The organism is Blautia sp. HCP3S3_H10_2, from assembly GCF_052122375.1.
In the GTDB taxonomy this organism is placed as follows: Bacteria; Bacillota; Clostridia; order Lachnospirales; family Lachnospiraceae; genus Blautia_A.
The window spans coordinates 75,049-100,481 of the sequence record NZ_JBQKCL010000010.1; the positions used below are offsets into that span (position 1 = coordinate 75,049).

The following is a 25,433-nucleotide window of genomic DNA, read 5'->3' on the forward strand; positions in this document are numbered from 1 at the left end:
CCTTTCGGGCAGTTATCTTGTTTTTGTTGCACATAGGCGTTGACCTCCTTAAAAATAGATTTACTCCCACGAAAAAAGTGAGAGTATGTAATACCGCCAATCCCACACAAATAAAAAACAGATTTCTTTTTCGGGCGGTGTCGGTCATGGTTGGAGATATTTCCTCATTTCCGCTTTTACTTTCTTCTTTGCAACAGCAACGGATTTCTGTATTGCAGAAGCGGTGCAATGCTCCATAGCGGCGATTTGGTAAAAATTGAACTCATACTCGTAGTAGAGCAGGAAACGTCGCCTTTGTATCTCTGGCAGTCTGTCAACCGCCTTACAGAGCAGTTCCGCCCGTTCTGCTTCAATCATTTGTTCCTCAATGCTCTTAGGCAGCTTTAACGCCCGCCTGTTCAGCGTTTCGTCCCATACTTCCGAAAACTCCCTGTGCCGCTCGTCCCATTGGAGAAGATTCCTGTTCCTGCGTTCCATCTGCCGAAATTCAAAGAATAACTGCTCGGATACTTCCAGTTCGTGGTGTTCCCCCTGCCCGTCCTTAAAACTGATAAAATACCTTATACCGCTTTCCGTGGATTCCTCCCGAAGCGTGTACGCCTTAGCTTTATATGCCATCCCGTTTTCCTCCTGCCAAAAATAAGCGGGGAGATTCCACTCCCCACCCAGTAGCCCGCAGAATAATGGGATGTATTAGACGCTTACAAAATTTTCCGAAGCTTCTTCCGCAGATGGTCTAACCTCGCATAGATGGCACCAGTCGTCAAATGCACAAGCGGGGCAATCTCCTTTGTGGAATACCCCTGCATTTTCAGCAGGACGATTTTCAAGGTACGCCCGTCCACCGTGACTAATACTTGATAGAGATTTTCGCTCTCAATCTCTTCCAGTAACTCCGCAACCGTACCCACTTCCGCCTGCCGCTCCCTGCCTGCCATGTCCTCAAGATATTCCGCAACGTCATTCGTCCATCGGTAAAACCGCCTGTTGGAATTGAAGTCTGCCCTGTCCGCCATGCGTATCTGCTCAATGGTCGCTTCATCAACGCCGCACTCACGCAGCAGCTTTTCCTCCGCTTCTTTCCAGATACGCCATTTCCTGTCCTCCCGTCCGTGGTTGTATGCCATTCTTACTTCCTCCAATCAGAATTGATTGAGAGGGCAGAGAAAAGCCCCCTCATCTTCCCAAAGGAAAAAACAAGGGGGCTGAACGCCTTAAATTTTAATTTTCTATTATCTTTCTTAGTTTTATTAGGATTCTGGCTTTGCGTTTGTTTACAACGCTCTGGGTTATGCCCAACCTCGCCCCGACTTCACGCTCGGAAAGTCCGTCAAAAAAGATTGCCTGTATCAGCTCCTGTTCACTATCCGACAGCAAAGGCAGGGCGGCTTTCAGCCTGTCCACCATGACCGCATTGACAACGGTTTCTGCAATGTCCACCGCTTCATCAGTGATAAAGTCCAGAGGATTCCCCTCGCTGTCCGTAAATCCGTCGAGAGATAGCAGTCTATTCTTTGTATCTAATTTTTGCAGATAACGCCACCGTTCCTTGTCACGGTAGAAGTCTGTGTATTGCTCCCTCACGACTTCAAGCAGACAGCCTTGAATGGGGATAAACAGCTTGTCCATATAGGTCTGGTCGGATTCCCTGCAACGGCAGAACTCCGTGTAGGATAATTCCACATAGCCGCCACTTTCTCTGATATATACCTTTCTTGGTGCATATTTCACCATAAATACCTCCCATCTGAATTTTTGAAATGTAAAAAATCCAGATGGAGAGGCGGAGAACGACACCGCATATCAGAAACAGCCCTACGGCACTTTCCAACAAAAATCGACAAAAGAAAAACCGCAAAGGCTCTGTGACCTTTACGGTTATAGGAAATAGTAATTCTATTGTATGGAGATTGTACTTCTACTTTCAAGGTGAGAAGTACCGTTGCACTGGCAGAAATTTTTTTAACTGGTTTCCTGCCGTTCTCTGATATGCTATGTATTGATAAATTTTGCTTCGTATGAGCAGATAGATAACTGCCCGAAAAAAGGACATAAAAAAATCCCTCCAAATTTAAAAACAAATTCAGAGGGTAATTTAGGGTATAACAAAATAACCCACCCGAATATCGTTTTTTTTATTTGGTGAGTTTGTTCTTTCAAATACGAAACAAATGCTCATGTACGGTAAAGTATCACAAGAAAATTATGTCGAATTGACAGCCGCCTCCGCTATACCGAATAAGGAAATAAAGAGTCCTCAAATTTTGCGCTACTAAATGAAGACGAGCGGAAGTAATCTCCCGCTCGTCAGTAAACTTAACTATGCCATATCAATCCCGCTTCTTTCCCGCCACCGGCACTAAGAACAGCGCGGGCAACAGCAGGAAAGCGGTACAGACCAGCCCCCAGGGTATGGACACCTGCTGGGCTACCAGCCCCACAATAGGCCCGCCGATGATCTGCCCGAAAGAGTCCAGCTGTCCGCTGGTGGAAAAGACTGTGGCGCGCATTTTCTCATCCACATGGTCGTTCATCCAGGCGGCCAGCACAGGCTCCTTGATGGTGCGCATAAGCCCCGCCAGCAGGAACACCAACAACATGAACCAAAAGCTCCGCCCCACCGCGAAGAGAACCAGGCACAGGATATACCCGGCGCTGGTGGACATGACCACACTGGTTCGGCTGACAGTCCCTTTTTTCTCCATGCGGGCGATGAGCAACTGAGAAGCCAGAATACCTAAGCCGTTGCCGATAAGACTGATAACACCGAACCAAGTGACGCTGTTCAGCGGCCCGATAACGGGTATTACCGTGTCATCCAGAAAATGAGCGGTGGAGAGCCGGTCAAAGCCTTCACTGGCAAGTCCCCCGCATAGTGTGATTGCTAAGAGCGCCAGCAACACAGGTGCGCCTTTCACAAAGCCCAGGTTGAGCTTGAACAGGCAGACAAAGTCTTTAAGCAAGCCCTGCCGTTCCTCAATAGCAGGGGAGAAGTTGGTTTCTGGCATGATGCGAACCATCACCAGCCCCAACAACAAGCACAAACTGCCCCCCAAGATGACAGGCATTTGCAGGTTTATGTTTCCCAGCAGTGTGCCCAGCACCACGCCCAGAACGCCGCCGATTTGCCCCATTTGACTGCCCCGCAGGAACACCTTGTCTATGGGTTTGTCCTCTTCCTCCGAGGCAATCCACGCCTCCAGAGCGCCGGTGATGAAGGTATCACCGCAACCCCAGACAACCTGGGCCAGCAGAACCGGCGCGAACCACGGTAGCGCACCCTCCATCAGAAAGCCCAGGCCGTAGAGGAACATTCCAATCAGCACCGAGCGCCGACGGCTATACAAATCCGCCACCACACCGGTGGGTATCTCGAACAGAAAGCAGGAGGTCTCCAGAACCGTCCCTACCAGGACAAGCTGGAAAGCATCCAGCTGCACCACCTCCAGGTGGTACACGATGGAAAGCACTGTGGACATAGAAACCGCCAGGGAACAGACAAATCGGAACAGCAGGTAGACAGAATATGCCTTTGAATTTTTAGCAAACATGAAGTTACATTCTCCTTTCAAATCTCATTTTATATGACTTTTGCAAGCTGTTAAGCTAACTTGTGGAACATATGCCGAACCTTATCTATACGGCTATTCGGGCGGCGGGGTTGGCAAATAAATTTACCAATAGCTGGCTGGTATCCTTTTAACTCTGTCAAGCAGACTCCCTGCCCATTTGTGAAATAAGTTAAATCGTTCCTGTATTCTTGAATACATCTAGCAGGGATTTCTCCTTTCAGAATGACCTCGTCATTCTTTATCTGAGTACTTACAATATCTGCACAATACCTTGGAGCATCATGATACGCCCGTGAGAGATATTCCTGCGGTGCATAAATTTCAAAGTGGAGATATGGCTCTAATAGTTCTGTCCCTGCTTTTTTTAAAGCCTGCTCCAATACGATAGGGGAAAGCAGCCGAAAGTCTGCGGGGGTACTTACAGGACTATAATACAATCCATATTCAAAACAGATTTTACAGTCTGTCACTTTCCATCCATACAGCCCCTGCTCGCAGCCATAAAGAACCCCCTCCATAACCGCATTTTGGAACGATTGATTTAAATATCCAAGTGAAACTCTGCTTTCATACTGCACTCCGCTTCCAATAGGGAGCGGCTCTATGGACAACCCGACAGAAGCCCAGAAAGGATTTGGCGGGACTTCTATGTGGATGGTATATTCTGCTTTTCTAAGCGGTCTTTCCATATATATAACAGTAGGCTCTTTTATTTCTGCCTCCACATGATATTTTTCCTCAAGGATGGCACAAATGACTTCCATCTGCACATTCCCCAAAAAAGAAAGTATAATCTCATGCGTTGTAGTATCCACATAATATTTTAAAAGAGGGTCGCCATCTGAAATTTCTGTAAGTGCCCCAAGCAATATTTCCCGCTGTTCAGGTTTCTTTACTGCAATCGTTGTTTGGAGCATAGGGAGAGGATTTTCAATAAATTTTCTCTGCGGCAACAGCATTTCGTTCCCCAAAATACTGTTTAGCTGCAAAACATCATTTGGTAAAATTACAATATCACCAGAGCAGGCTGTATCGGATGGATATAATTCACCGTTTGTCGGAACACACATCTCTGTGATTTTTATTTTCTCTTTTTCAGATATTCTAATAACATCCCTCAAATGCAATGTTCCGCTATATATACGCACATAAACAAAACGCCGCCTTTTCTCTGAATATTCAATCTTAAAAACCTGCCCGCATAATTCAGATTGACCTTCAGGCGTTGATGAATAAAATTTACTGGCAATCACTTCTATAAGCTGCCGAATCCCCAGATTGTTTTTAGCGCTTCCGTGATAAACGGGAAATAACGTTCCGTTTTGGAATCTCCTGTTTTCTTCCTGTTCCAGTTCTGACATTTTAAACGGTTTCCCTGACATATATTTCTCTAATAGTTCATCGTTTCCCATAATTACCGCATCCCACTGTTCCATATCGTCATTGTCCGTTACATTTATATGGGGATGCTGCCCAACCTTTTGCTTCACTATAATTTCCGAAGAAAGCTTTGCTTTCATTTCCCGATATACCATTGGCAAATCAATCCCCTCTTGGTCAATTTTATTGATGAAAAAGATTGTCGGAATCTTCATTGTCTGTAGTGCATGAAACAGTATACGGGTCTGTGCCTGTATGCCATCCTTTGCAGAAACTAATAATACTGCTCCGTCTAAAACGGATAAAGAACGGTATACTTCCGCCAAAAAATCCATATGGCCTGGCGTATCTATAATGTTGACTTTTACATCCTCCCACTGAAAAGATGTCACTGCTGTCTGGATAGTGATTCCCCTTTGACGCTCCAAATTCATTGTATCTGTCCTTGTTGTGCCTTCATCTACGCTCCCTGGTTCTGCAATTGCACCACTGGTATATAATAAACTTTCCGTTAATGTTGTCTTTCCTGCGTCAACGTGAGCCAGAATGCCTAAGTTAATTATTTTCATGTGATTTTCCTCCTATCAACACCCAAAAAAGGGCATAAAAATACCCAGTGATAAATACTCCTATCACTGGGTAAATAACTCCAATAGCCCCAAAACACTTATATGTTTTCGGGCATATAAAATTACATGATAAAAGTATTCTTAAACTGGGTACAAAAAACTAAGCCCCATATTAAAAGTGAAACGGGACTGCTACTTTTTGTTCCCACTATCAAATTGACAGTTTATTTAAGAATACCTTGCCGCATATTTATTAACTCCTTGTATAATACTGAATCTAATTATATTCCTTAACCCTTTATTTGTCAAGCTGACAAACTAAAGCAGAAAAAGCGGCAGGATTTCCCCCTGCCACTAATCATCTGTTTATGCAAAAATAATTTCCTTTTCCACAATCTCCCTCGCACAAGCCCTTATGTTATTGAGGCATCCTGTCCATTCTAAGGCGTTTTCTGCCTTTAGCTGTTCCGTTATGCCCTGTGCCTGTTTCATACCCTCTATGAGCCTTTCAAAGCGTTCCTGTGCCTGTCTGTCAATGTCGGCAAGGTAAGCGTTAAGTCTGCCGCTTGTAAGAAGATTGGTGTATGTAACTTTGCAGTGATGCTTCAGATAATCCAAATGCCGCTGTCCCCAGATGCCTATCGGCTGTTCTTCTTCGGCGGGTACAGTTAAGCACGGTATTAAATAATCGCCTTGCCTTTCGTATTTGCCGCCCATTTCCTCAAAAATTGTCTTTGCCATTGTCTGTTACCTCCACATTCTTTTTTATTTTGAATGTCCGCAAAATCCGTCCTACATCAGAAGGCTTCCAACCTACATCCAGATGATGCAGTGCAATCAGACGATCCTGCACGTTAGTACCTGCACCCATTTTAGCGGTGGAACCCAACAAAAAGCGAACCTGCCCGGCTTTTACTTTATTGAATAAATCCGTTTTCTTCACTTCCGTGTTGGCATCATGGATAAAAGCGATCTCTGCTTCCGGTACTCCTTTTGCCATGAGTTTCTTTTTCAGGTCATCATAAACATTAAAGATTCCATCCCCTTTCGGTGTGCTGAGGTCGCAAAAAATGAGTTGGGCTGACCGTTTTGGTGCGGTCTCTTTCCAGATTGCAAAACTCTTCTCCACACAGGCACAGATTTTACTGTTCTCATCATCCGGGAGCAATGGATTCACAAGACGCTGATCAAGTGCCAGCTTCCTTCCATCATTTGTCACTTTCAGCATATTGTCAACAGAGGAATCCACACCACCATCCCGGATCACCTCTGCACGTTCCCCTAGGCTTTCCACGATCTCTTTCTGATGCTCGGATGGTTTTAGTACCACCGTTTCATATTCTGCTTCCGGCACCGGAAGTTCCAGCTGGTCCGCCGTTTTAATATCGGCAATCTCCTTAAACATACTCATAAGTTCCGGGATATTGTAAAATCTGGCAAACCTGGATTTTGCCCGGTATCCGGTACCTTCCGGAGCCAGTTCAATACTGGTCACAACCTCACCAAAGGTGGACGCCCAGGAATCAAAATGTCCCAGTCCCATCTGGTTCAGTTTGCCATATTGCAGGTAACGCTGCATGGTATAAAGCTCTGTCATGCTGTTGCTGACCGGTGTGCCCGTTGCGAAAGTAATGCCTTTCCCGCCGGTGATCTCATCCAGATACTGGCATTTGTTGAACATATCCGCCGATTTCTGGGCTTCATTCTGGGCGATGCCTGCCACATTCCTCATTTTTGTGTAAAGGAACGCATTTTTGTAATAGTGGGCTTCATCCACATACAGACGGTCTACCCCCAGTTCCTCAAACGTGACCACATCATCCTTTTTCTCTTTGTTCTCCATCTTTTCCAGACGTCTCCTGAGACTTTTTTTGGTCTTTTCCAGCTGTTTTACCGTAAAACGGCTGCCATCAGACTCCAGCTTTGCCTGCTGAATCCCTGCTTCCAGTTCTGAGATCTGCTCTTCTATGACCTTTTTCTGACGCTCTTCCGATAAAGGAATCCTCTCAAACTGGGAATGCCCGATGATCACAGCATCGTAGCTGCCCATTGCGATTCTGGCACAGAACTTTTTACGGTTTGCCGGTTCAAAATCTTTCTTCGTTGCCACAAGGATATTGGCTCCCGGATAAAGCTGTAAAAATTCGGCTCCCCACTGCTCCGTCAGGTGGTTTGGAACTACAAAAAGGCTTTTCTGGGCAATGCCAAGACGTTTGCTCTCCATAGCTGCGGCTACCATCTCATAGGTCTTTCCGCTTCCCACTACATGGGCAAGCAGGACATTGTCCCCATAAAGCTGATGGGCAACGGCATTTTTCTGGTGCGGGCGAAGCTCTATTTCCGGATTCATTCCCGGAAAGGTCAGATGGCTGCCATCGTATTCCCTGGGACGGATGGAATTGAAGCGTTCATTATAGATTCTGCACAGCTTTTCCCTCCGTTCCTGGTCCCTGAAGATCCAGTCCTTAAATGCTTCCTTGATTGCATCCTGTTTCTGGGTTGCCAGCATCGTTTCTTTTTTATTCAAGACACGGATTTCATTTCCCTCTGCATCAATCTTTGTGTCATAGATCCGTACATCTTTTAAATTCAGGGTTTCTTCCAGAATCTTATAGGCATTGATCCGGCTGGTGCCATACGTTGCCGTGGTCAGCACATTCCGGTCACTGTCTGCATTTTTACCACTGATATTCCATGCACCGCTGGCTTCCGAATACCGGATATCAATTACCCTTCCAACCAGATAACCCGGAGTATCAAATAGTTCTTCCATAAAATCCCGGTATATTTCCGGGGCGATCCATGTGGCTCCAATACGGACTTCAATCTCTGACGCATCCAGGTCTACCGGCTGCACCTGTTCCAAAGCATGTACATTGCTGGTAAATTCCGGATGGTTTTCCGCAAAGATTCTTGCTGTTTTCAATTTTTCCCGGACATTACCGGATAAATATTCATCCGCAGTCTCCCACTGGCCATTGACCGGATCCCGAAAGATTACACCGGTCAGTTCTTCTGCAACTTTCTCTTCCGGCTTACCTGTCAGCCCTGCCATATAAGGAAGGTCAACCCTTGCTTTTTCATTCAGGGAAATCGTCAGGGCTTCCGCCGCAGTTTCCACACTGGTCACAGCCACTGCTTTCTTAATCGTCCGCTTGGTGAACATATCCGCTTTCCGTTTCAACGTACCGTCTTCATTAAGATCCTCCAACGAACAGAGCAGACAATAAGAAGAATCATCGGAGAATGCCCGTTTGTTTGCATTGCTTCCGATGACCCCGTATTTTTCCGTATAGGCATCATAGACCTGATTCAGTTTGACCTGAAGCTCCTGTATCGCCTCATCTGTTGCATTTTCCTCCATCTGCAGGGCGATCAAGTCCCGGACTACCTCACGGATCTCAACCATACCTTTCACACGTTCCGCCGTGGCTGCCGGCAGCTTCACCGGATTCATCAGGGAATTTACCCGGTAGTAGATCTGGTCATCCACCACAGTAAAGCTGTAGTTCCGGACAGCCGGATCCGCAGGAATGCTCTCCATGATCTCATCCAGTTCTGTTTCTGCCGTTACTGCCGGAACCATTGTTCCATGGATTTTCGCTGCGGCATCTTCCAGCTGTTCCGCCAGGCTTGCACCTTCCAGTGGAAGGCAGGAAGTCTCCATGCCATATGGTCCGGACACCTCTGCCATCGTTCCAAGTACCATTTTCGGGTGGGTAATAAAATACTGGTTTATGGTAATCCCATTCCCATCCTCTCTAAGAGCAACCCATTCCGGCTCTTCCATGGAAATGCTCTCCCTCTTCTGGAAAAACAGGATGTCTGCACTGACTTCGGTTCCTGCATTCGCTTTAAATGCATTGTTCGGAAGACGGATCGCACCGAGAAGCTCTGCCCTCTCTGCAAGATACTTCCTTACCTCCGGCGATGCTTTATCCATGGTTCCCTTGGTTGTGATCATGGCAGCCACGCCACCCGGTCGTAACTGGTCAATGGTCTTTGCAAGGAAATAGTCGTGGATCATAAAATGATACTTGTCATACTGGCGGTCATTCACTTTATAGGAACCAAAAGGGACATTTCCGATTGCCACATCAAAAAAGTCATTGGGATAATCGGTCTTTTCAAATCCTTTGATCTGAATATCTGCGTTCGGATAAAGCAGTTTTGCGATCCTTCCGCTGATGCTGTCTAGTTCCACTCCGTAAAGCCGGGACTGCTGTAACTTGTCCGGAAGCATTCCAAAAAAGTTTCCTACACCCATGGACGGTTCCAGGATGTTTCCCTTTTCAAATCCCAGATTCTGAAGCACCTGGTACATGCTCTCGATGATGACAGGCTGGGTATAATGGGCATTCAACGTGGATTCCCTTGCCGCCGCATATTCTTCTTTGGTAAGCAGATCTTTCAGTTCCTGATACTCATCACTCCAGGAGGCTTTGCTTTCATCAAAGGCATCCGGCAAGCCTCCCCAGCCCACATAGTTTGACAGGATATCCTGCTCCTCTGGTGATTCATAACGGTTCTCGCTTTCACATTTTTTCAAAACCCGGATTGCCATCACATTGGCTCTGAATTTTTCCTTTGCTGTTCCATAGCCCAGCTGGTCATCCGTGATATGAAAATTGACTGCCGGTATCTCCGCAGATAATACACGTTCCCTTTCCCCATACTCATTCCAGACACGTTCCGATATTTGACGGAAATAGATGGATTCATTTTCCATGATACTGTAGCTGACTTCCTGGAGTTCTTCCAGGTTCGATGCATTTTCAATATCCTCATGGTACTGAAAATAAAGGGCTTCCCGTTTCAGTACCATCTCCAGCCGTTCCAGTTCCGGTTCGGACAGCCGCTCCCAGATATCATCTTTTTCCGTATGGATGGTAAACCCTTCCCCGTCATCGTGGTATTCCACCGTATAATGCAGGATATCCTGCTCCCCACGTATCTCACAGGTAAAGTCATACTCCGTTGTCCTGCTCACAGAGGAATACTGGCGGTTTACTAATACCAGGTTCTGCACGTCTTCTGCCCTTAATGGCTGCCCGCTTTCTTCCGGCTTATCTTCCACATTTTCTTCCGCAGGAACTTCCTCATGAACTTCCTCAATCTCTTCAGGAACCTCCTCCGTTCCCAGTGACTGCTTTACTTCCTCCATATCAGCAAGACGCTGTGCTTCCTGCCGTTCTTCATACTTTTCCAGTTCTTCCGGTGACAGAAAATCATCCATCCGGATCAGCTGTCTTGTCCTGGAAGCTGCCTGTTTCCACTTGATAAGTGTTCTCAGACTCGGGTTGGAAATCTGCCCTTTGCTCAAACGGATTCCTTTTGCGTCATGCCACTCATCGGAAAGATTGCTTCCCTGGATGCCCGGCGTACATCCTCCGTCTCCGTACTCATGTTTTAAAAAGTCAGCTGCTTCTTTTTCATCGTGATGTTCCATGAAAAATTCATAGATACGGTTCCTTCCGCCAGCTACATTTCCACCTCTTCGTAAAACAGAATCAATCTCATCCTGCGTAATAAAAGCTATTTCCGGCGGTGTTACGGTTTCTTCCTGCCGACTCCAATCGAGCGTCCTTCCAAGGTCATAGACCCTCTGCTTGTATATCGGATTATTCCGGATCTGGTACCTCATATAGTTTTCCGGATGACGTTCCATATCCCGTTCCAGTTCCACAAGCATCTGGTAATACTCCATTGTCTGCTCCCGGTCATCCAGACCTGCACGGAACCTTTCGGTCGTTTCTGTATGGCTGTATATTCCCCTGATAGCCCCGGTATCCCGGAAATGGAGTGCCAGCTGGCTGGAAAGTTCATCACATTCCACCTTAATGGAATTTTGCATAATCACGTTGGAAACATACGTCCCCGCATCATACATATCCTGAATGCGGTTTGCCGCTTCTTCCCAGGTAAGCATACGGTCATAACCTCGTCTTGCGGATTCCCCTCGTCGGAAACGCATCCCGTCCCCGTCATACCAGATGCTGAATTTCTGGCCGGAAAACTCAAACCCTTTCCCGCCGGTACCATATTCCTGGATAAGAAAACTTCTCAGTTCCTCATGGTCAATTCCTTCCACAAGTTTTGCAGTGATATGGAATAACGTATTCTTCCGACCGCTTCCGGTACGAAGTACATCATCCACGATCTCATCCGAAACAAAAAAAGCGGCTGGCTGTGTGAGTGCAGCTGCCGCTTTCCTGATCTCTCCAAACTGTTCTTCCTCTGTGGGGAACAGGCTTAATTGTATATAATCTCCTGAACCACCAGTTCCTCTGCCTGTGCCCGGATCCGGTTCATGTGACGGGTCCATGCCATGCTGTCGGCTGATTTCTCCGGTGCCGGGTCTTTCTCCAGAAGCTGCATGGTCAGGTCTTCCACTTTCTGTCTGGCTTCGCTGTCCACTTCCATCAGATGGCTGTCCAGCCTGTTCTGCAGTGCCAGTATTCTGAACCTGGCTTTCTTGTGGTTCCTCAGATATTCCTTCCGCATCATCCCGTACTTCCCGATGGTTCCTCTGGTCTCCTCCAGTTTGATATCCGGGATCAGATAATCCCCGTTCCTGCTGTAAGTGATCTCTCTCATGCTCTGTTTCCTCCTTGTTTTCTTCTATCTCTGTCTCTGGTGTAATTTCTTCACTTTTACGAATTAACGTGTTAAATTCATTACAGACCACTTCTGATTCTTTTGCAACTGTTTTCCGGTCATTTTCCAGATCCACAAGGACATACCGTCCAAGCTGCATCAGAATCGGTCGGCAGATTTCATTGACCGCTGTGCCAAGGTGCCCAAGTACACGGAGATCATTAAAATCCGTGATGTGCCGCAGGCTGTCCGCAGACAGGTATGCTTCCGTATCCATCCCGCACCGTTTTAACAGGACATACCATACACTGTCCGTCATAAGGTCCCTAAACTCCACTTCCTGGTTCTGCTCATCCAGTTCTTCCAGAAATGTCCCCTGCACATCCTGTTTCAGTTCATCAAACGCATCCGGAAGCCACTCCCGTACACTTTCCTGTGCTGCCTGATACAGGGTTCCGGCAAGCCCGCCATCTCCTTCGTCCAATCCATACGCTCTCTGCAGATAATCTGCCGCAAAGGAACGGTCATCCTGCAGCAGCACCCACAAAGCCGGGTCTTTCCCCAGATTCCGCACCTTATAAGTATCCGAAATATCAAACACATACCGCAGGCGGTTTTTCGGGCCGGATGTATAATCAATCAGGGCAATTCCTTTTGACCCTTTCCTGATCCATCGGTACATCCGCTTATTCCACACCTCCATGGATGCCACGGCCGTTGCTTCCGGTCTCTGGGCAAAGATCAGGAGCTGTTCATCAAAGGTGTATTTATATAGCCGGGATGCGGTATCCAGAAAACGCATCCACTCTTCCGGCTTTGCTGCGATGTCCTTTGCGACTTCTTCCGTCAGCTGTTCCATGGCATATAATTTATTTGCCATATCTGTTCATCCCCCTCTCCTTCAAGTCATATAGCCTTATCACGCTTCTCCCTCCATAACATCTGCAATACGTCCAAGTTCCTTTACAAGGGAAGGAAACTCATAACTGTTCCTGGCTTTTCCAATCTGATCCAGTAAAAATTCCGGTACATTGTTGATTGCCTCCGCTATCAATGCCTTTACTCTTAAATCCTGAATAGTCAGAAGTTCTTTGATACCAAATTCTTCGCCAAAAACTTCCTTATACCGGATTAGCTCGCCTTCAAGGCTATCCGGTTCTAACCGCCTTTCAAATTTTTCTCTTTTATCATCACCATATAAGCACCATTCTGACATATACATCCTCCTTCATATAAGGGAACCTCCACAATGGAAGTCCCCTTATGACTCTGCTTATTATTGTTACATTACCATAGCCGTATCTCTCGTTTTACCCTGTGGCTTTCCCAGGATATCCCCGGTTTTCATCTCTTCCTTCGCCTTTTCCAGCTTTCCATGAAGCCCGGTTTTCTCTGCCGGCTTTTCTGCCGCAGCCGCCTTTTCTTTTTCCAGACGTGCTTCCCGTTTCTCCGCATTTTCCATCACGGCTGTTCTGCCATCACAGAACTGCACTTTATCCGAAAGAATATCTTCCAGTGCTACTTCTGTTGCATTGACTTCTTTTACCATGGCATTCAGGGCTTTCACATCGAAATCCCCATTATCCGGCAACAGAAGTGTTTCATGGATGGAGGAAGGCAGGATATAAAAATCGCCCTTCATAAACTCCCCGATCTGTTTTCGGATATCCTCATGCAGGATCAGGGATGCAGCATTCATTTTCGTTTCGTTCGTCAGGCAAAACATGGGCATGAAAAATTCCTCTGCCCTTCTGTCTCCGTTCAACAGATTCTGGGGTTTTTCTCCCATAATAGAGGACTCCATCAGATCATTTATTGAGTATAAAGCCGGCCCACGGTTCTTATCTGATGCCATCGCATCCTGATGGAGAGTCTGGACATCAATCTTCCATGCCTCTAAAAGTGCTTTGGTCACGGAAACCGAAGCAATGCCGTCTTTATTTTCCGACAGGTTGACCGTGTAATAAGCAGCGAAATCCCCATGCATGGTCACAGCCTTATCTTCCAGCCATTCTTTGTTTTTATCCGGGTCGCACACCCTGATCTGCAGTTTATCCCTGACATTCCCGTAATCCATCATGCCATTCACATCAACATTCAGATCTGTATCCATCTGTTCAATCCAGAGGTCTGCCACATCCCCTACACAGGCATCCGGATTTTTCCCATTCCGGTATTCCTGGTAAAAGGAATCCAGATATACATTCGGTGTAATATTGCTGTCTTTTGCGGGAATGACCACCGCCGTCAGTGTCAGTCCGTTTTTCTTTACCACTTCCTGCAGATGGATATTGGCATCCGCATATTTTTCCGGAAGATAGTCCTTCACATTGTCTTTTACATATTCAAAAAAATCTTTTCTGTTCATCATACACAATTACCCCCTTCTGATCATGTGCTGGTTCATTCTCTTTTTGTTGACTGCCTGCTCTGCTTTTTTCTGGTATGCCATCATTCTCTTGAATGATCTCTCCTGCATTTCTCTCCCTGCCTGCACTGTGTTCATTGTTTTCTTCATATTCTTTACCTGTCCTTTCCTGATTTTTGCTATGATAAAAGGGAGCCCTGAATTAAGGCTCCCTGCTCATATAAGGTTACTATTTTCTTTTTCTCTTTCTTCTGGCTGCCAGAAGTCCGGCTATGCCGCTTACAGATACTGCCAGCAGTACCACCGGAAGCCAGAGATTTGTCTCATCCCCGGTCTTTGGATTACCGGCTGACGGTGTTCCCGGTGTGCCTTCCGTTGTCTGTGGAACTTCCGGCTTGTCATTTGTCAGGTCAAAGGTCACTTCCACAATCGGTGTGCTGTCATCTTTGTAGGCAAATACCACTTCATGCTCAGTTTCATCCAGTGTGTATCCATCCAGCGTCTTGGTTTCCACCAGATAATATTTCTTTTCACCGGCAAATTTACCGTCTTTGTAATCAGCGATCTCATAAAGGCTGCTTTCCGCATGACCGGCAGCATCCGTCTTTAAGGTCTCCAGCACCTTTCCTTTGCTGTCACGGAGTTCAAATTCCACGCCTTTTAACGGCTCTCCGGTTTCCTTATCTGTTTTATTCAGGATCACTTTACCTTTTGCGGTATCATCCTTCATAACAACGGTCTGGATCTCACCGGTATCTTTCACCTCAAAGGAGACATCGGCTGTCAGGATAAATCCTTTCGGCGCCTGTTCCTCTCTGAGTGTGTATCTGCCAATCGGCAGCTTCTCCACATAATGCGGCTCCTCTGTAGAAGTCCAGCTTTCCATTACCTGGTCATTTTCATCCAGGATCGTCAGCTTCGCACCCGGGATCTCCTGGTCTCCGGTGATATCCGTCTTGCTGATCTGTACCTTTGTCACATCGTCCTTCATCTCATGCTTCTGGATTTCCGCAGTATTCTCGATGGTAAATTCGATGCTTTCTGCGGTAACATATCCATCTGCAGGTTTGGTTTCTGTCATGGTGTAGGTCTTGCCAACTACCAGTTCTTTGATCACATGGGCTTCTTCTGCAGATACCCATTCATCCACAACATTTCCGTCCTCATCAGTCACTTTCAGGTGGGCACCCGGGAGTTCATCCCCTGTTGTCAGGTCGGATTTTGTCAGCTCCACGGTTGTTGCCTCATTTTCAAAGGTAAAATCATAGCTTGCCTCTGCCTGGTCCGCACCGGCGTATTCAAAGGTGAAATCCTGTTCCTCATTGGTGGTCACAAAACCATCCGGGGCATACAGCTCTTTCACATAATAGTTGCCGTCATGCTTCCCTGCGGATCATTGTCAACTACTAAAACACGCTTTCCCTCTCTGGCCAGTCCCACTGCCAGATTTACACAACTGGTGGTTTTACCCACACCGCCTTTTTGCGAACATAAAGCCATTACCTTGCAGTCATTACTTACTGTTTCTTTCATTGTCTTTTTCCTCCCACAAATATTTTGATCCTTTCAACATCCACATCATTGCATCTAAAAATGCAAGAAATCTTTCCGTCATGCTTTCCATCCCCTGCTCTGATAAGTCAGGGCTGTCCTTTTTTATGTCTTTGGACACTTCTTCAAGGACGGTGTACATTTCACGAGCCTCTGATCTGAGAATTTCCAGATTCTCCCGTTTTCCCACCACACAAACATGATTATAGATACAGGAGCGGACAATATAATCCTGTTTTTTCATGCCACTTACCTTTACCCTTTCATTGATGACCTGCTGTTCATAAGGTGTAACCCGGAATGCAATCGTCGGTTTATTGTGTTTTCCATGTCTGTCATTTTCCATTTTTAAGTACCTCCTTTTTCATTTTCTGCTCAGTATGTATTTCATTCAGTAACTTCACTGCAACACGTTTTTCAGGCACATGATTGCCATATGCTTCTGCGTACTGCCAATTCATGCGCAATGTACCAAGTCTTTCCCATCGCTCATATGACGGTACACCTATTGCCTCAAGCATTTTTTCATGACTTTGCCTTATCCGATAAAGCTGAATTTTTTTAACCCCAGTTTGCTCAATTCCATGATTCAAATGATATGCCAGTCTTTTGTCAGTAAAACAAAACAGTCTCTTATCTGGACTCTGATTCACATGACTGTGGATGTACTCATTCAACTCATTTACCAGAAATTCCGGCATTGTAATCATTCTGTTACTGGCAACGGTTTTGGTATTAACAAACTTCCCTTCGCCTGCAACGACCTGAAATGATTTATTGATATTGATAATACCGCTGTCAATATTCACGTCCTGATACAATAATCCGAGCAATTCACCAACTCGTATTCCTGTCCAATACAGCATTTCAAACGCCATTCCTTCTTCCGTCCTTACATCAAAAACAGAAATAAACTTCTCATATTCTTCCATTGTCCATGTTTCTTCCGCAAGCAGTTTTCTCATGTTTCCTCTATGCATTTACATCATCTCCTTTGCTTTCCTTATCTTTGTATTTCATATCAAGCAGCCCTGCCAATTTGCTCTGGGTCGAAGGATACAGGTGGGAATAGGTATTTAATGTTGTTTCTACCTTTTCATGTCCCAGACGTTCCGCAATCTCCAGCGGAGCAACGCCCATATCCACCAGCATACTCGCATGGGAATGCCTGAGATCGTGCAAGCGAATTCTCTTTACTCCCGATTTTTCAATTCCGTTGACCATACAATGTTCCATATATGATTTTGTAAAACGGAACAGCCTTTCGTGCTTCATAATTCCGTACAGATGACTGCAGTACTCCTGAAATTCCTCAACAAGAAAATCCGGAAGTGTAATTACCCTGATACTTTTAGGAGTCTTAGGTCTGGTAATTACATCTTTTCCTTTTAATCTCTGATAAGATTTATTGATAGAAACCGTTTTTTCCTCAAGATTGATATCATTATAAGTTAATGCCAAAAGCTCCCCGATTCTCATCCCCGTCCAGTACAGAAACTGAAATGCCATCTTCGCCTCCGGTTTATCATCTACTGTTTCAAGAAAAGCCTCAAATTCATCCTGCATCCAAAAATCCTTCGGTTCTCCTTTGCTTTTCCCGATACTGCCTGCTTTCCTGCAAGGGTTATCTTTCAGGTTGTAATACCGCACAGCATAATTAAAAATTGCTCCCAGCTGGCAGTTGATTGTTTTCAGATATGTCTCTGAATAATTCTGCTTTAACAACTCGTTCTGCCAGTTTCTGATATCTGCAACTGTAATCTCACTTAAAACCTTATGCTCAAAATATGGCTTGATTTTCAGATCGATAATATAACGTTTTGTGTACATGGTATTTTCACGCAACCGGACTTCCATATCTTTGTAATAGAGCTCAAGGAAATTACCAAACTCGATGTCAACGCTCTGCGTCTGCTGCTGAAGGAAATCCCTTTCCCTCTCTTTTGCTTCTCCCTTTGTCCGAAAACCACGTTTCTGTTTTCTCTTCCGGTTTCCCTGCCAGTCCCTGTAATATACCTGTACTTTCCAATTTTTTCCTTCTTTATATACTCCCATTGCTATTCCTCCACCTTCATGCCATAAATCTTCTCGGCAAGAAATTTTGTTGATATCTTTCCAGGAATGACCAGAAATCCTCTTTCTTTCAGTTCCTCGTTGTAGCCTTTCATGATTTTATATGCAAAGGCTTTTGATACTCCCAACACTGCACAAACATCATCTACGTTCATATACATTTTTTCCTGTGTCATACTCATATTGCTTTTTCCTCCGATAAATACTGTTCTACATGTTCCAGACCATAAATCTTGTCCTCAACATAACGAGTGGGCACCCGCCCTAAAATTACATAATAATTTTTACTTGCCAGGTCTGCGTTCATCCGCTCCACTACCCTGTAAGCAAAAGAAACCGAGATATCAAATACTTCCGCCACGTCTTCCACTGACAGATACATCTTTCTTTTACGCATGGAACCATTCCACTCCCTTCTCCTGTGGGATCTGGCAGACATCCTCAATCCCGTAAAAACGTTCCACAAAATACTTGGTCGGAACCTTGCCCTTAAGAACCAGATACCCTTTCTTCTCCAGTTCGCTGTTCAAATTTGCAATGATCTCATAAGCAGAGGTTGTAGATACCTCCAAAAGTTCACATACATCTGCTGCCTTTAAAAATAATTTGTTCTGCATAATCAGTACCTCCTTTGTGTTCTGAAAGATTTCCCTTCATGTACACCGGACTGGCGGGAGGATTTTCGGACACATTTTTCCGAAATTTTGCAAATTTTCCACAGGTAAAATTTCTTACCAATTCAAAAGCAATAAAAAAACAGCCTGCCCTGATGAAAACTACTTCATCAAAACAAACTGTTCTATAAAAATATCCCGATATTCTCTTCTGGAAATGCAATGATATTCCGGAAAACCTTGTCTATTCAAGAAATCCGGCTAGTAAAAAAAATAATTTTTAACTCCATTTGCACTCCAGAGACAAAAATAAATCCCCGGGAAAGCCTATAAATACAGGCTTTTCCGAGGATTCGACTTCTATTCAAACTCGCAAATGAGTTTTTGTCACTATACAATTTTGTATAGGCGTTATGGTTCTATCTGGTTTTATATGTGTTCCACTATCCTTAGTCCACGGACTGTACTGAACGGTGTTATCAATTTGTTATCATATTTCTGTTATCAATCAAAAATTCTTGTAATATCCTGATACCGATTGATGACACGATAAATTTCTACATACTCGTTGCTTACCTTGTAGATAATCACATAATCTTCCCATATCGCATATTTATAGTCTGTCCGAAAGCTGACTCGCTTTGAAAGGTCTGAACCCATTCCCGGAAACATCTGGAGATTCTCAAATTTACCATAAATTTCCTTTATAGTCTTTGCGGCATATTCTTCACTATCTTCAGCGATGTAATCCCGGATATTCTTCAGGTCCTTTGCAACAATCGGGTTAATCCGTAATTTTAACATCTTATTCCCCCACAAGTGCCTTCAGTTCATCTAACTCCAGCCATCCCTCGCCGTCTTTCACTGCTTCTTCGGCTTCCTGCAGCTTCATTAAAAGCTTCTTTTCCGCACGATCACGTTCATAATCTTCAAAATCCATAACCACAAAACGTCCTCTACCATTCTTGGTAAGATATACAGGCTCGCCTTTATGGCAGTTCTTCAGGACTTCGTTATAATTTCTCAAATCAGATACTGGTAAAATACTTGCCATATTCTTTCAGCTCCTTCCTTGATTTTATATTGTTTCTGCTACTTATATTATACACAAAAAGCTGTAAAATTCAACGTGAATTTTTACAGCTTTCTATTATAACTATTCCTATTTTTTAATTCGACAAACTTGAAGTTGTAGGGGACAATACCTGATCAGCCTGCCTTGGCTTGTTTATAAAGGAGACCACTTTTGATCAGTAATAGCAGAAAAGCAACTATTATTGCATATGGTTCTTTCATCATTGCCAAAAACAAAACATCGATAACACTGCATCCTATAGACAATGCAGTAATCACCTTTTTGCCTTTTTCAAATTTGAAATAGACCATCAATATTTTCACAATCCCGATAATCGTTAAAGTGATGAACATTATCCAATAAATGGTAATAATCCATTTATTATTATCTACATACTCAAAAAGATTTACCGAATAGATATAACCATTGACCGGCTTGGGATACAGCGGAAGAAAAATAAGCATCAAAGAAAGCAAGTCAACAAATCCCCATAATAAGTCACATACACTATTGAGATTTGATTTGTTTTCTTTTTCTGCAATCAAAATCAACTGTTCTCCAGATAACAGATCATCAATCGACACAGAAAAATATCGAGATATTTCCTTTAATGAATCTATGCTCGGATATCCTCTTCCGGATTCCCATTTTGAAATTGCAGTTCTAGATACAAATAATGCCGCAGCCAGTTCTTCTTGTGTCATTCCCCGGCTTTTTCTTAATTCCTGAAGTTTTTCATGAAATTCCAAAACCTCCACCCCTTGCTCGTTTTATTTATTCTTTATTGACAGTATAACCGCTCCCTGATAAATAGAAAATAATCCAATGCTTAACAATACGCCACCTACAATATCCGTGAGCCAATGTACTCCCGAAATCAATCTGCCAATAACCATGAATGCCGAAAAAGCGATTGTTACAATCGTTATCACTTTTTTGACTGCAATGCTTGACAGCCTGCGCTGAGTCTGTTCGATCAAAGTCGGCATCACACACAATACCAATAGTGTAGTTGATGATGGATAAGATGCCTCCATTACTCCGTTAATTAAAATAGGTCTGTAATTGATTGGAATCATCTCAAAAAATATATATGCCAGGATCACGACAATATAATAAATACCCAGAATAATGATATCCGGATCCACCTTGAAAAGACTTCTTTTCTTAATCAACTGAACTAGTCCCACACCTGCAAAGATCAGGCATACTACGACAGGCACCAGCCCCATCCAATCAGTAATCGAATAAATCATCATGTGTACGCCTGTGAAGCGGTGAAACCAGCAATTGAGTGTTGCAAATCCAATATTCGTTCCGTTTTGACCATGAGGCTGCACATCTACCATCTGGATCAAAACTGTCCATAATACAAAAGTTGCAATGAATATTCCTCCAAATAGTAAATTCTTCATTCCGTTCTTTTTCATCATTCTACGTCCTTTCTATATGGGTTTGTCTTTTCGACACATTCACCTTATCAAAAAACATAAAATGATGATAGAATCGCTCGGTCACATACGTGATACGATTCGTATCATACCCGTAAATGCTTGTTTTTTCAGTATTTCCTTCTGATTATCTATCCCTGCAAATCCGGATTTATCTTTTAGCATTCTATCATGTTCTATTCTGAAATTCCACTCTTACATTTACAAAGAGTCGCCTTTCGGCAGCCCTCTTAACTTATATATAAACGATCTCTTTCAGTACAATTTTTTCAGCACTTGTTCTGATATTATTCATCAACCCGACCCACTTCATCTGATCCCGTATCTTCAATGTTTCTGTCACACTCTGTTCTTCTGCCATCTGCTTCATTAACATTTCGACCTGCTCTCTTGCATCCCGATCAATCTGATTCAGATGTTCAGTCAGCTTTCCAGTCAATAACAGGCACTGATATCTTGCTGGTCTATACTCTTTCAGATATTGTTTCCGCAACATTCCATATTTCCCATATGTCGGTTCTTCCTCATTCAGCACCAGACCCGGCAAATAGTAATCTCCATGCAAGGTATAGCTTAATCCGTTCTTTTCATCATAAATGTGTTTTTTCATGCGCTTATATCTCCATTCCTCTGTTCTTTGTTTTATTTTTCTTACGCTGCTGATTCTCCATCTCGCTCTTTTTCGCACCCCATGCTAATCTTTCGTAAATGCTTCCTTTTGGCATTTGTTCCATCCGTCGTTTTTCTTCCAGTGCTTTCTGATTATGAATATCCTGCAGTACCGCAGCCTCCACAGTGTCTATTCCCATGACACGCACAACACGATCATATCTATCAGAAACACTTTGCAACATATTCTTTTCTTCTAATAATTTCTGATTGTCTTTACGCATATCATCCAACTCTTTCTGAACACTGTTATATGCCTGTTTTGTCTTCTGGTATTTATTTTTCCATTTCTCCACTTCTTTCGTAAGTTCTTTTACCTGGGCAGCCATTGCAGCAATCTTATTCTTCATTTGAATAAATAATGGTTTAACTTTTTTATCCCGATAGGTTCCTGCACGTTCCAATGCTCCTGCTTCCGGTAGAAGCGTTTTAACCGTCCCATATTCTTTTATTTCCTTACTGACATTATCTATGATCGGCTGTAACTGCTCCCGACGTTCTTCTAGGCTTTTTAATTCTATTTCTGCTTTCTCTGCCCGCTTTTCTGCAGCTTCTTTATCCCTGACCGCCTGTTCCTTATCTTCTTTCAAAAGCTGAATATCTGCCTTGGATTCTGCAATCTGTGCAGTCAGTCCCTCATTCTCTGCTGTCAGATACTCTTTTTCCTGCTCCAGAGCCTGAACTTCCTTCTTTCGTTCTTTTTTCTTGAAATTATAAACATCCAGATGTTCCTCATGGGTACCTTTCTGTTCCCATTCAATCCCATACTGCTTTGCAATATCTGCCAGCACTTCTTTTTCGTGGTTTATCCACTGATTTAATTCTGTGTCATGTTTATTTCCACCTTGAAATCCCAAACTTTTTAATGCCTGCTTCAGTGAAACTCTGATATCCATCCCTTTTCCTTTCCAACCAGTCACATAGGGAACAAAATCAATATGCAGATGTGGTGTAGCTTCATCCTGATGAAGATAACAGCAAAATACCCGGAGAGTTGGATTCCTTTTCTGAAAATCCTGCATATATTCATTCAACACCTTCACTGCCAGTTCTCCTTCTACTGTCCCTACAGCCATGTCTTCACAATTTCCAATCTGGAAAATGACCTCATGGAATAGTTTTTCCTGTTTTCCCTGCCGGATTTTTTCATAATAATTTGTAATCTGACGGTCTTTTCTTTTCCCCACATTGTATCGCTCCACAGAATCATCAAACAACTCTTTATAAACATCTTTCAGATTTTCATTCTGGTAACAAATATTCAAGTGTACTCTGTCCGGATCTACATTTTCTGCTATGAAATCCCTTCTGTTATGAGCCAGAGAACCAGCTCCGATCATACCGCTAATTGTTCTTTTCATGGTCATGCTTCTCACCTCCCCTTCTGAAACCAGTGCCAGACATGGCACATAAATTTGTATCTTCGCCAGTTATGGCGATAAAAAGAACTCTTCGCCGGATACGGCGGTTTTGTTACTTTTGTCAAAAGTAACGCAAAAGCACTTTCGACAGCCGTACCGTCCATCAAAAGTCCCCTTGCGCCCTGCCGGGGGCAAGACGTCCGGGGACGTCTGTTATGCACCGACCGAATCGGAGCGAAGACCTATTCCTCCCGTTGGTCGGTTTACTCCTGCGTTACTTGTATGACTGACTTATCCCGTTATTCTCGCCCGGACATATTCCAAATCTCCGCAGTATGGTGTCCCCACCAGATACCATTCCCTTGCCGGATTCATTTCCATTCTGGTCTTGACCCACTGATCGTCAACCAGCACTTCCAGCCCTTCTCCGCAGTGAAATCCTGTGTCAATCCATAAATCTGATGATAATAAACCGTATCTTCCGTTATTGCTGTTATAACCTAATCTTCCTTCTCTCATTGTGTCACTCTCCCTTCATTTATCGTTTTCCATAGGGAGCCCCGTTTCAGGGCATCCTTCACAGCCATCAAACCACCAACGCACTGTCGTTTTATCCACAACCTTCCGTCTTGCATCTTACCAGCTTTCTCCTTGTCTGCTATCTACAGGTGCGTGACACGCTCCTGTCATAGGACAGACAACAAGAACTGTTACCATCGAAAGCTTTCCGGTATTCCCCGCCTGTCCAGATATTCCTGACGGGACTTTTCCCGTTCTTCCTCTGTCGGAGCAGTTTTCGACTGTGTATATAACTGCCGGTTTGCCATACGCTCCACTTTCTCCATAAGCCCTTTGCAAATTTCCTCCGAACAGCTTTGATCTTCCATCAAATGATAGGAAACCAGCTGTCTAAACAAGGCAAATGGTATCTGTACATTTTTTATTTCCATGTTGTCTCCTTTCAAGGTGGCAAGATGCCCTGTTCTTAAGAAATAGTCATCTTGCCATCTTCCTTTTATTCTGGAAGCATCCAGAACCATTGATTTCCACGTTTCACCGAATCAATCTCCAGTTCCAGTTTTGCGTTCCGTAGGGTTTTCTTCTTAATTCCTCGTTTTTCCGCTTCTTCTTCAATCTTTTTCTGTGCCATGCCACCATCAGCCAATATTTCCAACAGAAACTCCTTTGCCTTCCGGCTTTTCTGACCTCTGCTGTCACCACTGAGCAGATCATCCGCACTAATGTCGTATTCCCCGATCCACTCGAATCCAGTATCCTTATCTAATCGGAATGCAATTGATTTCCCTTCCGGTGCAAGGGAACTTTTCACATGGCATACCACACGGATTTCCGGTTCATCTTTAATCCGCCCAACAATCAGCACACTTCTGGCTGCCGCCTGAAAATCAATCGAACCCAATCCACGGTAAGAAGATTTTCCGTTACTGTTTTTGTTCATATGCCCGATCAGAATGATTGCACAGTGGTATTTCTCTGCAAGCACTGCCACACGCTTCATTAACGGACGGATTTCATTTGCCCGGTGCATATCCACCTCTGCTCCAAGAAATCCCTGTATTGGATCTAAAACTACCAGACGGGCTTTTGTCTGTATGATAGCTTCTTCCAATCTGGCATCCATCATGGTCAATGCCCGATCGTTATCATCAATTACCATCACTCTGGAACAATCTGCACCAGCTGCAAGAAGTCGAGGCTTGATAGTATCGCCCAATCCATCTTCTGCAGTCTGATAAATAACATTCACAGGTTCTATCGGGCTTTCCACTGGATTCGCATCAGAGTCAACGTTCTTTTCTGCTCTATCCTTCTCGTCTGTTGCCTGTTGTTGCTCTGGAAGAATTTTTTCGCCTTTGGTCAACTTCGCAATAATCTGAAGTACCATCGTAGTCTTTCCTTCTCCCGGATCTCCCTGAATAATCGTTACTTTTCCAAAAGGAATAAACGGATAGAACAGCCATTCAATCTGCTCTACTTCCACTGATTCCATATTTATCAGCTTCAGATCCGACTCCGTCCTTTTTATTTCTGTTTTCTTTGTCTCTACTCTGTTCGTTTCCATCGTTCCTCCTTATTTTCCCGTTGAAAGGAAGTGGAGATTTTGATAGAATACTCGTAGAAAGTTTTTGGTG

General features: G+C 44.2%; 25 protein-coding genes and 2 pseudogenes. All 27 read right to left on the reverse strand.

Annotated elements, in window-relative coordinates:
- Positions 1-144 precede the first annotated feature (144 nt).
- Positions 145-618 (reverse strand): sigma factor-like helix-turn-helix DNA-binding protein, encoded by a 474-nt coding sequence (locus ACTQWB_RS12215; RefSeq protein ID WP_000323521.1) that lies wholly within the window; start codon positions 616-618, stop codon positions 145-147.
- Positions 619-701: 83 nt separating this feature from the next.
- Complete coding sequence (locus ACTQWB_RS12220) at positions 702-1,127, reverse strand: sigma-70 family RNA polymerase sigma factor (RefSeq protein ID WP_000323895.1); 426 nt, start codon at positions 1,125-1,127, stop codon at positions 702-704.
- A gap of 94 nt (positions 1,128-1,221) precedes the next feature.
- The gene (locus ACTQWB_RS12225) at positions 1,222-1,731 is read right to left on the reverse strand and encodes a sigma-70 family RNA polymerase sigma factor (RefSeq protein ID WP_105116765.1); all 510 of its coding nucleotides are present in this window, start codon (positions 1,729-1,731) and stop codon (positions 1,222-1,224) included.
- A 599-nt stretch (positions 1,732-2,330) separates the two neighbouring features.
- Positions 2,331-3,551, reverse strand: coding sequence for a tetracycline efflux MFS transporter Tet(40) (gene tet(40) / locus ACTQWB_RS12230; RefSeq protein WP_024407615.1), 1,221 nt, complete (start codon positions 3,549-3,551; stop codon positions 2,331-2,333).
- 50 nt (positions 3,552-3,601) lie between these two features.
- Positions 3,602-5,521 carry a tetracycline resistance ribosomal protection protein Tet(O) gene (tet(O), locus tag ACTQWB_RS12235; RefSeq protein WP_195249628.1) on the reverse strand — a complete coding sequence of 640 codons (1,920 nt, stop codon included), beginning with the start codon at positions 5,519-5,521 and terminating at the stop codon, positions 3,602-3,604.
- Positions 5,522-5,887: 366 nt separating this feature from the next.
- Positions 5,888-6,262, reverse strand: coding sequence for a TnpV protein (locus tag ACTQWB_RS12240; protein ID WP_001140406.1), 375 nt, complete (start codon positions 6,260-6,262; stop codon positions 5,888-5,890).
- Positions 6,243-12,998, reverse strand: coding sequence for a DEAD/DEAH box helicase family protein (locus tag ACTQWB_RS12245; RefSeq protein WP_441501918.1), 6,756 nt, complete (start codon positions 12,996-12,998; stop codon positions 6,243-6,245). The genes ACTQWB_RS12240 and ACTQWB_RS12245 overlap by 20 nt, the downstream gene beginning before the upstream one ends.
- A gap of 39 nt (positions 12,999-13,037) precedes the next feature.
- Positions 13,038-13,334, reverse strand: coding sequence for an HrcA family transcriptional regulator (locus tag ACTQWB_RS12250; protein ID WP_441501919.1), 297 nt, complete (start codon positions 13,332-13,334; stop codon positions 13,038-13,040).
- Positions 13,335-13,400: 66 nt separating this feature from the next.
- A complete protein-coding gene (locus ACTQWB_RS12255; RefSeq protein ID WP_441501920.1) occupies positions 13,401-14,489 on the reverse strand; it encodes a DUF5688 family protein in 1,089 nt (362 codons plus the stop codon).
- Positions 14,490-14,495: 6 nt separating this feature from the next.
- Positions 14,496-14,636 (reverse strand): hypothetical protein, encoded by a 141-nt coding sequence (locus ACTQWB_RS12260; RefSeq protein WP_002585002.1) that lies wholly within the window; start codon positions 14,634-14,636, stop codon positions 14,496-14,498.
- Positions 14,637-14,715: 79 nt separating this feature from the next.
- Positions 14,716-15,855: pseudogene (locus ACTQWB_RS12265) on the reverse strand (SpaA isopeptide-forming pilin-related protein); the annotation flags it as partial.
- Positions 15,852-16,019 (reverse strand): annotated as a pseudogene (locus tag ACTQWB_RS12270) (ParA family protein); the annotation flags it as partial. The pseudogenes ACTQWB_RS12265 and ACTQWB_RS12270, both read right to left, overlap by 4 nt.
- Positions 16,000-16,383 (reverse strand): plasmid mobilization protein, encoded by a 384-nt coding sequence (locus ACTQWB_RS12275; protein ID WP_441501921.1) that lies wholly within the window; start codon positions 16,381-16,383, stop codon positions 16,000-16,002. The pseudogene ACTQWB_RS12270 and the gene ACTQWB_RS12275, both read right to left, overlap by 20 nt.
- Positions 16,373-16,969 carry a tyrosine-type recombinase/integrase gene (locus tag ACTQWB_RS12280; RefSeq protein WP_441501922.1) on the reverse strand — a complete coding sequence of 199 codons (597 nt, stop codon included), beginning with the start codon at positions 16,967-16,969 and terminating at the stop codon, positions 16,373-16,375. Before ACTQWB_RS12280 ends, ACTQWB_RS12275 begins: the two co-directional genes overlap by 11 nt.
- Before the next feature lie 40 nt (positions 16,970-17,009).
- A complete protein-coding gene (locus ACTQWB_RS12285; protein ID WP_441501923.1) occupies positions 17,010-18,092 on the reverse strand; it encodes a tyrosine-type recombinase/integrase in 1,083 nt (360 codons plus the stop codon).
- A gap of 2 nt (positions 18,093-18,094) precedes the next feature.
- Entirely contained in the window at positions 18,095-18,292 is a 198-nt protein-coding gene (locus tag ACTQWB_RS12290) for a DNA-binding protein (protein WP_115623697.1), read from the reverse strand.
- Positions 18,289-18,507 carry a hypothetical protein gene (locus tag ACTQWB_RS12295; RefSeq protein ID WP_087315809.1) on the reverse strand — a complete coding sequence of 73 codons (219 nt, stop codon included), beginning with the start codon at positions 18,505-18,507 and terminating at the stop codon, positions 18,289-18,291. Before ACTQWB_RS12295 ends, ACTQWB_RS12290 begins: the two co-directional genes overlap by 4 nt.
- On the reverse strand, positions 18,500-18,727 hold the full coding sequence (locus ACTQWB_RS12300) for a MarR family transcriptional regulator (protein WP_087315811.1): 228 nt from the start codon (positions 18,725-18,727) through the stop codon (positions 18,500-18,502). Before ACTQWB_RS12300 ends, ACTQWB_RS12295 begins: the two co-directional genes overlap by 8 nt.
- A 501-nt stretch (positions 18,728-19,228) precedes the next feature.
- On the reverse strand, positions 19,229-19,528 hold the full coding sequence (locus ACTQWB_RS12305) for a type II toxin-antitoxin system RelE/ParE family toxin (RefSeq protein ID WP_055262129.1): 300 nt from the start codon (positions 19,526-19,528) through the stop codon (positions 19,229-19,231).
- 1 nt (position 19,529) lies between these two features.
- Positions 19,530-19,778 carry a type II toxin-antitoxin system prevent-host-death family antitoxin gene (locus ACTQWB_RS12310; RefSeq protein ID WP_055262131.1) on the reverse strand — a complete coding sequence of 83 codons (249 nt, stop codon included), beginning with the start codon at positions 19,776-19,778 and terminating at the stop codon, positions 19,530-19,532.
- Positions 19,779-19,933: 155 nt separating this feature from the next.
- Positions 19,934-20,548: a helix-turn-helix domain-containing protein gene (locus ACTQWB_RS12315; protein WP_055261444.1), complete on the reverse strand. Its 615-nt coding sequence runs from the start codon at positions 20,546-20,548 to the stop codon at positions 19,934-19,936.
- A gap of 21 nt (positions 20,549-20,569) precedes the next feature.
- The gene (locus ACTQWB_RS12320) at positions 20,570-21,232 is read right to left on the reverse strand and encodes a phosphatase PAP2 family protein (RefSeq protein WP_055261446.1); all 663 of its coding nucleotides are present in this window, start codon (positions 21,230-21,232) and stop codon (positions 20,570-20,572) included.
- A 253-nt stretch (positions 21,233-21,485) separates the two neighbouring features.
- Entirely contained in the window at positions 21,486-21,860 is a 375-nt protein-coding gene (locus tag ACTQWB_RS12325) for a TnpV protein (protein WP_055261448.1), read from the reverse strand.
- A 4-nt stretch (positions 21,861-21,864) separates the two neighbouring features.
- Complete coding sequence (locus ACTQWB_RS12330; protein ID WP_305144651.1) at positions 21,865-23,280, reverse strand: plasmid recombination protein; 1,416 nt, start codon at positions 23,278-23,280, stop codon at positions 21,865-21,867.
- A gap of 291 nt (positions 23,281-23,571) precedes the next feature.
- Entirely contained in the window at positions 23,572-23,799 is a 228-nt protein-coding gene (locus ACTQWB_RS12335) for a DUF5348 domain-containing protein (protein ID WP_022092901.1), read from the reverse strand.
- A 191-nt stretch (positions 23,800-23,990) separates the two neighbouring features.
- Positions 23,991-24,224 carry a complexin-2 gene (locus tag ACTQWB_RS12340; RefSeq protein ID WP_427786934.1) on the reverse strand — a complete coding sequence of 78 codons (234 nt, stop codon included), beginning with the start codon at positions 24,222-24,224 and terminating at the stop codon, positions 23,991-23,993.
- A gap of 71 nt (positions 24,225-24,295) precedes the next feature.
- Positions 24,296-25,363: an AAA family ATPase gene (locus tag ACTQWB_RS12345; protein ID WP_022092900.1), complete on the reverse strand. Its 1,068-nt coding sequence runs from the start codon at positions 25,361-25,363 to the stop codon at positions 24,296-24,298.
- Positions 25,364-25,433: the final 70 nt, after the last annotated feature.